7 protein-coding genes and 1 pseudogene are annotated in these 10014 nt (G+C 39.7%); 6 read left to right on the forward strand and 2 right to left on the reverse strand.

Translation table 11 applies throughout. The features are described 5' to 3' along the window. Positions 1-28: 28 nt before the first annotated feature. Positions 29-634: a TIGR04211 family SH3 domain-containing protein gene (locus tag P20439_RS07865; RefSeq protein ID WP_008465899.1), complete on the reverse strand. Its 606-nt coding sequence runs from the start codon at positions 632-634 to the stop codon at positions 29-31. Positions 635-846: 212 nt separating this feature from the next. On the opposite strand from P20439_RS07865, the pseudogene P20439_RS07870 reads away from it, so the two are divergent. Next, positions 847-2366 (forward strand): annotated as a pseudogene (locus P20439_RS07870) (CYTH domain-containing protein). Beyond that, positions 2366-3058, forward strand: coding sequence for an START domain-containing protein (locus P20439_RS07875; protein WP_008465918.1), 693 nt, complete (start codon positions 2366-2368; stop codon positions 3056-3058). Before P20439_RS07870 ends, P20439_RS07875 begins: the two are co-directional and overlap by 1 nt. A 46-nt stretch (positions 3059-3104) precedes the next feature. Here the strand turns inward: P20439_RS07875 and P20439_RS07880 are convergent, their stop codons facing one another. Further along, on the reverse strand, positions 3105-4622 hold the full coding sequence (locus P20439_RS07880) for a S10 family peptidase (RefSeq protein ID WP_008465920.1): 1518 nt from the start codon (positions 4620-4622) through the stop codon (positions 3105-3107). Positions 4623-4836: 214 nt separating this feature from the next. Here P20439_RS07880 and P20439_RS07885 point away from each other — a divergent pair, with 214 nt between their 5' ends. From P20439_RS07885 to mrcB, 4 genes are all read left to right on the forward strand, one after another. After that, positions 4837-5553, forward strand: coding sequence for a response regulator (locus P20439_RS07885; protein WP_008465923.1), 717 nt, complete (start codon positions 4837-4839; stop codon positions 5551-5553). A gap of 373 nt (positions 5554-5926) precedes the next feature. Continuing rightward, complete coding sequence (locus P20439_RS07890) at positions 5927-6265, forward strand: P-II family nitrogen regulator (protein ID WP_010391070.1); 339 nt, start codon at positions 5927-5929, stop codon at positions 6263-6265. Positions 6266-6274: 9 nt separating this feature from the next. Next, positions 6275-7504 carry an ammonium transporter gene (locus P20439_RS07895; RefSeq protein ID WP_008465925.1) on the forward strand — a complete coding sequence of 410 codons (1230 nt, stop codon included), beginning with the start codon at positions 6275-6277 and terminating at the stop codon, positions 7502-7504. Between the two features lie 140 nt (positions 7505-7644). Then, a complete protein-coding gene (gene mrcB / locus P20439_RS07900; protein ID WP_036933233.1) occupies positions 7645-9978 on the forward strand; it encodes a penicillin-binding protein 1B in 2334 nt (777 codons plus the stop codon). The last annotated feature ends 36 nt before the right edge of the window (positions 9979-10014 follow it).

A 10014-nucleotide genomic window follows, 5' to 3' on the forward strand; every position in this document is an offset into this window, starting at 1 on the left:
TTTTTATGCCTGCTATAGTAAGTTAAGCTTATGCCCAACCTTCATAGCGTTTTCTACGTGATAACACGATAGTTAAGATAATTCCTAAGAACAAACCTAAAAATGCAATGGCTCCGCCGTATGTAAGTAACTGGCGTTTTTCTTTAGCACTGGTTGCTTGTTTTAGTTGTTGTTCTTGAGAAAGTTCACCTTGTAGCTGACTAATTTGTGCTAATAGCTGCGCGTTTTGTTCGGTTAGCTGTGAGTTTTGCTCGTGCAGCTCAGGTAACTCAACTTGCGCTTGGCGAAGTCTATTCTGAATAGTGCTCATTTCGTTATTAAGCGCTTGGTATTGTTGTTTCAAACCAGCTGATTCACTGATAAATTTAGCCTCTACCCAGCCTTCACGGTCTTTATCATCTTTAACTTTTATAAAGCCGTTTTGTTCATCAGATAACAAAGTGAGTTGTGTACCTGCATCTATTGAACCGAGTAAGCGATAGTCTTTACTGGCACCTGAGCGCATGAAAGTATACAAGTTATCGATTATATAAGCTGTTTTAGCATTAGTTGGCGACGTTGATTGAGCTTCCTCTGCTTGGCTCATAAACGGGGCGGCTGTTAAAAGCAGCCATAGTAAACAGTGTTTTAGCATTTATCTACCTTGTTAATCTAGCAGTGTCCGTTGTGAACGTGATTTTTATTTCGCATAAGTATATAGATAGTATGGATTTAATAGTTTAATAGCAAGACAGATATTGTAACCAGAGTATTTTGCATGCGGGTTTATGACTAAAAAATTTGCAATATAGGGCTGCTTTGTTTATTTTGAGCACTTATTAATTTTAAGGGTAATCCGCAAGCCTAATGGATACTGAGATAGAACTGAAATTTTTGGTATCAGATGACGTCATTCCACTGATCCCCTCATTAATTACTCAATTTGCAAAAACAGTCACAAACAAACCTTCTAAAAGTTTGCAAAATGCTTATTTTGATACACCAAGCAGAGAGCTAAGAGCACTCGATATTGGTTTTAGAACGCGTTGTACAGACGAGCGCTGTGAGCAAACAATCAAGCTGGCAGGAGAAGTAGTAGGGGGCTTACATCAGCGCCCAGAGTACAATCTTCCAATAGAAACAAATCGACCAAATTTAATGGCGTTTGATTCATCAATTTGGCCTCACGGTATGCAAATAGATGCAATATCGCAAAATCTATACCCTATATTTAGTACTAACTTCATTCGCCGTACGTGGTTAATTGAAACGCAAAATGGTGCCAAAATTGAAGTGGTATTAGATAAAGGTGAAGTCGCTGCGTCAGGTAAAGTAGAAATCATCAGCGAGCTTGAAATCGAGCTGGTTGAAGGCAGTCGTGAGGAGCTATTTGCTTTTGCCGATGTATTAGTGAGCCAAAATAATATTCGTTTAGGGCTCTATTCAAAAGCAGCAAGAGGCTATCGTCTTGCGGATGACTCACCGTTACAACCAAGTAAATCAATCGGTTTTGTGAAACTCAATAAGCAAGCGACTCAAGAGCAAGCCCTTATTGAAGCAATGGGTTTTGGTATTCGCTTTGTGCAAAAACACGAGCAATGCTATTTCGATAAGCCGAGCTTAAAAACATTAAAGCGCGTAACCGATGGCATTAGTTTAATTCGCCATAACTTTTGGCTGTTTGACGATATTGTGAGTAAAGAAAGTACCGAGCATCTTAGAACTGAACTTAAGTGGTTATTAAGCGAATTAGCATGGGTTGAAAATGCAATTCAGTTAAAAACTTATACCTCAAAGCGCCACGCTTTTTATAAAAAATAAATAGCGCCCCAGCGTTAACGCAAGTTATTAACGATTTAAAAGAGTTACAGCCGAGCATTGACGATATTTTTTCGCTCTTTCATAGTGCCCGCTACAACCGTTTATTGCTGAGCTTAACCACATGGTTAATAAACAAGCAGTGGCGTAAAGATTGGAGCCAAGCAGAGCTTCAAAATGCAGAGCAACCTATTGTGGATATTGCTCATCGCTTATTTGATAAAGATTGGAAAAACTTACACCGTTTACTCCCTAAAGAGCAAAGTTTAGCCGGTAATGATTACTTAAACTTTCGCACTCAATTAGAGAACAGTTTACTCAGTGGTAACTGTTTAGGCGCACTATTTAATAAAGATGAGCGATTAGAGTTTAGGCTTCCTTGGCTGGATATTTCTCATGGGATGTATGAGTTAAGCACGCTTGATTATTTAAAACAGCTGTGTGGCGGGCAAGAAGATGCTCAACTGGCAAAAATACAACTATGGTTAGAACAAAAATCTGACTTTTTAGTCAGTGCCATGGAGCAAAGTCGAAACGCTTCATTTGATACAGAACCCTATTGGCTTTAATGGCTAAGCACTTTTGTGGCCGGACTTTGCTGCAAAAGTGTATGATTTTTTCACTTTTTTGTTTTACTACAAATGTGTATTCACAGCCCTCTTGGCAATTGTACGAAAGTAAGCAAGGGGTGAGTGTTTATTTTCAGCGTTTAACTGACGATACCTTGAAAATGAAAGCTGAAACGGTGGTTAACAATGTCACCGAAGAGGATTTAGTTGCTTTACTCAGTGATACCGATACAGCTCCTAGCTGGATAGAAAATATTACTAAGGTTACGTTACTCAAAAGTTTAAGCCCTTCAGAAAATCTTGTTTATAGTTATATTGACTCCCCTTGGCCTGTTAGTAACAGGGATGCGATTACTTATTCGTGCTATACAAAATTGAATGACTTGCAAACGCAACTTAGTATTCACGCGCGCCCAGATTTTTTACCTCAAACTAAAGGGGTAATAAGAATAAGAACCTTAAATGCAACGTGGTTGCTAACTCAGCAGGCGGAAAATTTACACATTAGTTATCAAGTGTATGCGTTACCAGGCGGCAAGATACCTACATGGTTAAATAATCGGGTCGCTTTAAAAAGCACCCTTAAGACGCTAATAAATCTTGCTGAAATACTCACTACTAAGCAGTACATAGCAAAGCCAACCGTTATTCGTACTGGGGATTGCACACATGGCGAATTGCCGCAGTTATAAGCAAAAAAGTGACCTAAGAGGTCACTTTTTAGTGGGTAAAAGCTAATTAGTATTTAGCGGATTCACCGTCTTTGGGTAAAGACTGATTTATAAACTCGCGTAAATCGTTATTAGAGCTTTCTAAATCTGCGTGGCGTAGATACATCATATGGCCACTGCGGTAGCCTTTAAAGCTTAACCTATCTTGCATTTTACCACTTGGATCTAATTGCCACATAGTATATTTGGCATCAAAGTAATTGGTTGCACCGTCAAAGTAGCCCGCCTGAACCATTACATTTAAATAAGGGTTTTGAGCCATGGCTAAGCGTAAATTTTCACCGGTATTATTTCCGCTTCTATCCCATGGGTGAACGTTACCAAATAAGTTATATTTGATATCGGTTTTGTAATTAAGCTCTTCACGAAGATAATAGTTAATTGCAGGAGTGAAAGAGTGCAGCCATGATGTAAGCTCTGCCCAGTAATCTGGTGATTCACCAGCATCGCGCTTATCTATGCCTAAATAACGAGAATCCAGTCGCCCGACCATTTGCCCGCGTTCACGCAATAACTCTTTCCAAAAAAACTGTGTTGGAATATCTAAGTTGTTTTGACTCACAAATGTTTCAGATAAACCTGCATATTCAGCCATTTTTTTAATAATACGACGTTTTTCTTCTGGCGCAATAAAACCGCCTTTTGCAAGCGCTGGAATAAGCTCATTAACAGTAAACTGTTCAACTTCTGGTAATAGCTCGTCTAAGTCTTTTGCTTGTAAATCGGCGTTTAGTGCTTTGTGATACCATGCTGTTGCAGCAAAGTAGGGTAGGCGGTTAGCGGCTTTTACTGGGCCGTCGCGTTTAATGCCAATATCGGTAGGAGAAACGAGTACAACACCGTTAATGTACATCCACTGACTATTTTGCAGCTCATGCGCTAAACCCGATACACGCGTTGTACCATAGCTTTCACCAATTAAAAATTTTGGAGAGCGCCAGCGTTCATTTCGAGATACAAAAGTATTAAGCCATTCTGCTAGGTACTTTATATCGGCATTAACGCCAAAAAATAACTCTTTTTGTTTGTCTTTAGGTAGAAGGTTACCGTCTTTATCTTCTACAACACGTGAATAACCTGTATTTACAGGGTTTACGTAAACGATATCGGCGACATCTAAAACTGAATAAGGGTTATCTTTTACACCGTAAGGTTGAATTGGGTAGCCTTCGTCGTCAATTTTTAAAACACGAGGGCCGGTGTAAGCTAAATGCATCCAAACCGATGCTGAGCCTGGGCCACCATTAAATGAAATAAGTAATGGACGCTTTGTTCTGTCATCTACTTTATCGCGGGTGTAGTAAGTGTATTGAAGGGTTGCGATGGCATCTCCCTTGTTATCCCATACCGGTTGTGTGCCTGTTGCTACCGTATACGAAAATCGTTCGTTATTTATTTTTGCTTTGTGCTGAGTAACTACTTTACTGTCGATATCAATACGGCGTTGATTATCGGCAAATGTTGCACTTGTAAATGTGAGTGCAATTGCGGCAATGGGTAAAAATAGACTTCGACTAAATTTCATAAGTAACCCTTTTTTATTTTATGTACTGCAGTTATAGCGATATTTCACTAAAAAACAAAAGTATTGAGACTAGCTGCCGATAATAATCGTTGAGTCTATGTAATTACCGATTAAGTTTTTTAAGTAATCAGTCGCTAAGCTTTACTTTATATCAAAGTGATTTTTAAAAAACGCACAAGCACCTTAAAGGGTGAACGTAAATGAAAGGGAGTTTATGCAACGGGTTTTAATTGTTGAAGATAATATAAGGGTACAGCAGGTACTCAAACATATTGCTGCGCATTACCTTGATGTGCGCGTTGATTTTGCTCGTTCATTTTCTCAATGTCAAAAGTTACTAAGCCAAACCAGCTATTCGCTTGCGTTGGTTGATTTATCTGTTGGTGGGCAAATCGATACTGATATAACTCGCTTTACACTGTCGCAAGGTATCCCCACGCTGGTGATGACAACGCAAACAGATGAACATACACGTTTAAAAATGCTGGAATTAGGTATTATCGATTACGTCATTAAAGATAATCGCGACTCTTATCTTTATGCGATTAAATTTGTAGCACAGTTATTGCGTAACCAGGGGCGCAAAGCGCTGGTTGTAGATAATTCCTTATTGAGCAGTAGCTTGGTTAAGCAAATGCTCGAAAAACAATTGTTTGACGTCATTACTGTTGATAATAGTGCGCAAGCTCTTCATATACTTGAGCATGATCAGGCTATCAACTTAGTGATCACTGACCATAACTTATCAGGTATGAATGGTTTTGAATTAATTAGAGCTATTCGTAATATTAAAAGCCGTGAGCAATTGGCCATTATTGGTTTAGCTGATGTATATAGTTATGGCGTTGCTGCACGATTTATTAAATCAGGTGCGAATGACTTTTTAACTAAGCCCTTTACTCATGAAGAGTTTCATTTTCGAGTGGTGTAAACTATGGAGTCAATATGGCTAAGTAATGCTAAAAAGCCGGCTTTGTCTCTCGATGCGACAGAGTAACTCTAATCTTAAATTACCTGAACTCTGGTTGAAATAGATTTTATTAGCCAGAGTTCAGATTAGGCACATTATCAATGTTTATTTGGTGGGAGTGTAACGGTTAGTTAAGACGACTATTTACGTATTTATCGACTCGCACCAATCCTGCATTTTGCTTAAAAAAAGCGCACCTAAATGGTGCGTTTTTTGTTTTTTATTATTTTTTAATTTAATAAGGCTTTGTTTTTATTGCCAATTTAAAGGTGGCACAAAGGTTGGATTGTATAGAGCAAATACAATAACAAGCTAGTGTCCTAAGGGGGCCTTTGTGAAAATGATCAGTGCAATAATAAAGCCATTCAAACTAGATGATGTGCGTGAAGCACTCGCTGATTTAGGCATCGAAGGAATGACAGTGGTTGACGTTAAGGGGTTTGGACGTCAAAGAGGTCATACAGAGTTATACCGTGGTGCAGAGTACCAAGTTGACTTTATACCTAAAATTAAACTTGAAATTGCCACTCGTAGTGAAAATTGCCAACGCGTTGTAGAAACCATTACCAAAGTTGCTGGAACGGGCAAAATTGGTGACGGCAAAATTTTTGTTTACGACTTAGATCAAATCGTCCGTATTCGTACTGGCGAACTTGATGATGACGCAATTTAAGGGGGCAACATGGAAAATACAATTATAGAGCTGAAGTTTTCGCTCGATACGTTTTACTTTTTAATCTCTGGCATCTTAGTTATGTGGATGGCAGCCGGTTTTGCAATGTTAGAAGCTGGTTTAGTGCGCTCAAAAAATACCACAGAAATTCTAACTAAAAATATCGCACTTTATTCTATCGCTTGTACTATGTTTTTATTGGTTGGCTACAACATTATGTATGTAGACAACGTTGAAGGCGGAATTATTCCTTCATTTGGTGGCTTAATAGGTAGCGAAGCGGCAGATGCTAATCACTCACTAGAATCTGACTTTTTCTTCCAAGTAGTATTTGTTGCAACAGCTATGTCTATTGTGTCTGGCGCCGTAGCGGAGCGTATGAAGTTATGGGCTTTCTTAGTGTTTACAGTAGTACTAACAGGATTAATTTACCCAATTGAAGGTTACTGGACATGGGGTGGCGGCTTCTTATCTGAATTAGGCTTTGTTGATTTTGCAGGCTCTGCCATTGTCCATGCAACTGGTGCAGCTGCAGCTCTTGCGGGTGTAATTCTACTGGGTGCACGTAAAGGTAAATATGGTAAAAATGGTGAAATTTACCCAATTCCAGGTTCAAACTTACCACTTGCTACATTGGGTACATTTATTTTATGGATGGGTTGGTTTGGCTTTAACGGTGGATCACAGTTATTAATTTCAGATAAAGAAAATGCAACTGCAGTGGGTCAAATACTACTTAATACCAATGCTGCGGCAGCTATGGGTGCAATTTCAGCCTTGTTCTTATGTAAATTATTATGGGGCAAAGCCGATTTAACCATGGTACTTAATGGTGCACTTGCAGGCTTAGTGGTTATTACTGCAGATCCATTATCACCTTCACCATTAATGGCGTGTTTATATGGCCTATTAGGTGGCTCGCTAGTTGTACTGAGCATTGTGGCTCTTGATAAAGTAAAAATTGATGATCCTGTAGGTGCCATCTCTGTGCATGGTGTATGTGGCATACTTGGTGTGGTTTTGGTACCTGTTACTAATGCAGAGGCTAACATTGTGGCGCAGTTAATTGGTTTACTATGTATCATTGGTTTTGTGTTTATCGCTTCATTCATTGTTTGGGCAGTCTTAAAACAAACCATGGGTATTCGTGTTACCGAAGAGGAAGAGCTAAACGGTATGGATCAACATGATTGTGGTATTGATGCTTACCCAGAGTTTGTTTCAGTAAGAAGTAATTAAAAGTAAAAGTATTGTGTGTTCAATCAAAGCCCTACTGAGTTAGGGCTTTTTTGATTTCAGGGAGGGTTAATTTTTCAGGTGTTAGAGTAATGTGATAAGCTCTTCGCGTTAAATCAACCTTTGGAATATATTACACTTAAATGGCTGAAAAAAAGAAAACACCGACCAGTAAATCCCCGACTAAGCGTGCTACTAAGTCATCTAAAACATCAGCGCGAAAAAGTGCTGCAAAAAAAGCCGCAAGTTCGGCTAAACGGCCATTTTTAAAAACTTTGTTTTCTATTTTTTGGAAACTGAGTCTGGCGACTTTCATCGCTGTAGCACTTTACTTTATTTATCTTGATGCAAAAATCACCCGCCAATTTGAAGGCAATAAATGGCAACTTCCAGCCCAAGTGTATGCGCGTTCAATGACGTTTTTTCCTGGGCAGTTTTTATCTGAGCAAGAAGTTTTATGGGAGCTTAAACGTTTAAATTACACGGCAGTTAATCGCTTAAGCCGCACAGGGCAATATATTAAAACAGCTAATAGTATTAAGATTTTTCGTCGTGATTTTGAATTTTATGATGGTTTAGAGAGCGCTCATGTAATTGAACTGCGCTTTTCTGGGGAAAAGGTTGCCAGTATTAAAGATAAATTCGGTCGTCGCTTAAACACTGCCAGATTAGAGCCTGTACAAATAGCCCGTATAGGTAATGACTCAAAACAAGACCGCGAATTTGTGCCATTAGATAAATTTCCAGACATGCTTAAAAATGCTTTGTTAGTGGTCGAAGACCGCGATTTTTATGAGCATCACGGGGTATCGGTATTTTCTATTTTACGCGCTTTGTATACCAATATTCGCGCAGGAAGAACCGTACAAGGGGGCAGCACACTCACGCAACAGCTAGCTAAAAATATTTACCTTACTCGCGAACGTTCGTTAGTACGTAAAATCAATGAAGCTTTTATTGCGCTTATTCTTGATTATCGTTATTCAAAAGATCAGATTCTCGAAGCCTATTTAAACGAAGTCTACCTAGGTCAGTCTTATAACCAAGGAGTGCATGGGATGGGGCTGGCTGCTGAGTTTTACTTTGCAAAACCCGTTGATGAACTTGAGTACGACCAAATTGCTCTGCTGGTGGCCATGGTTAAAGGCCCTTCTTATTATAACCCTAGACGTTATAAAGAACGTGCTATGGAGCGTCGTGACTTAGTGCTGCGTTTAATGGTCGATAACAAACTTATTTCCACTAAAGAGTATCGAGCCTCATTAAAGCGCGCAATTGATATTGCGCCAATGAAAGCCAGCTTACAAAAGTCTTACCCAGGTTACTTGGAGTTGGTTAATCGCGAGTTGAAACAGCTGCTACCTGATCAAGAAGTATTAGATGCAGGGGTGCGCGTATTTACCTACTTCGATTTGCAAAAGCAAACAGCAATGGAAGAGTCGATTCAGGCCAGTTTACCTTATTTGGAAAGACGTCCAAATACCAAAGAATTAGAAGCGGCGATGATCTCCGTTAATGTTGAAAAAGCTGGTGTATCAGCGTTAGTGTCCGGGCGCGATGTGCGTTACTCAGGGTTTAACCGGGTGCTTGATACCAAGCGCAATATTGGCTCATTAGTTAAACCGGCAGTGTATTTAAGTGCACTGCAGCTTCCTCATTATAATTTAGCGACGTTGCTTGATGATTCACCCGTGCAAGTCACCAACGAAGAGGGAAAAGTATGGCAGCCAGAAAACTTTGATCATCAATACCGAGGCGCCGTGCCTCTTTATAAAGCATTCAGCCACAGCATTAATATTCCGGCAGTTAACTTAGGGCTTGATGTTGGGGTTGATAAAGTTGCTAATACACTCAGAGGACTAGGTGCTAAAGGCCATATTAATGAATACCCGTCGCTGCTATTAGGGGCTATTGAAATGTCGAGTTTTGAAGTGGCCCAGCTTTATACCATTATTGCTGCTGATGGCGAATACAGGGAGCTGACGTCTATCTCGGCATTAACCGACTCTGTTGGTAAAGTACTTTATAAGCATAAAGTGAGTAACGAACAACGCTTTGATAAAGATGCCATGTACATGACCAAATACGCTATGAAGCGAGTAACTAAAGATGGCACCGCTAAACGCTTAAATTTACATTTTCCGTCGATTCAGCTCGCAGGTAAAACAGGTACCAGTAACGAATTACGCGACAGCTGGTTTGCTGGGTTTGATCAAAATACAGTGACGGTTGCATGGTTAGGTCGTGATGATAATAAAAGTACTGGCTTAACCGGCAGTGTAGGCGCGCTTGAAACCTATATTCGTTATTTAAAACCCTTAAACCCGCAAGCAATTGCCGATACCCGTCCACCTTCAATTCGGTGGGCATTTGTAAACGAGCAAACCGGGAAGCAAGCACCACCAGGCTGTGGCAAAGTGATTCAACTACCACTTAGAGCCAGTGAGTTTAAACCAAGACCAGAGTGTATTCGTTAAATAGTAAAAACAAAAAAAGACCGAACGGACGTTTTA

The organism is Pseudoalteromonas sp. BSi20439 (genome assembly GCF_000241165.1).
Lineage (GTDB): Bacteria > Pseudomonadota > Gammaproteobacteria > Enterobacterales > Alteromonadaceae > Pseudoalteromonas.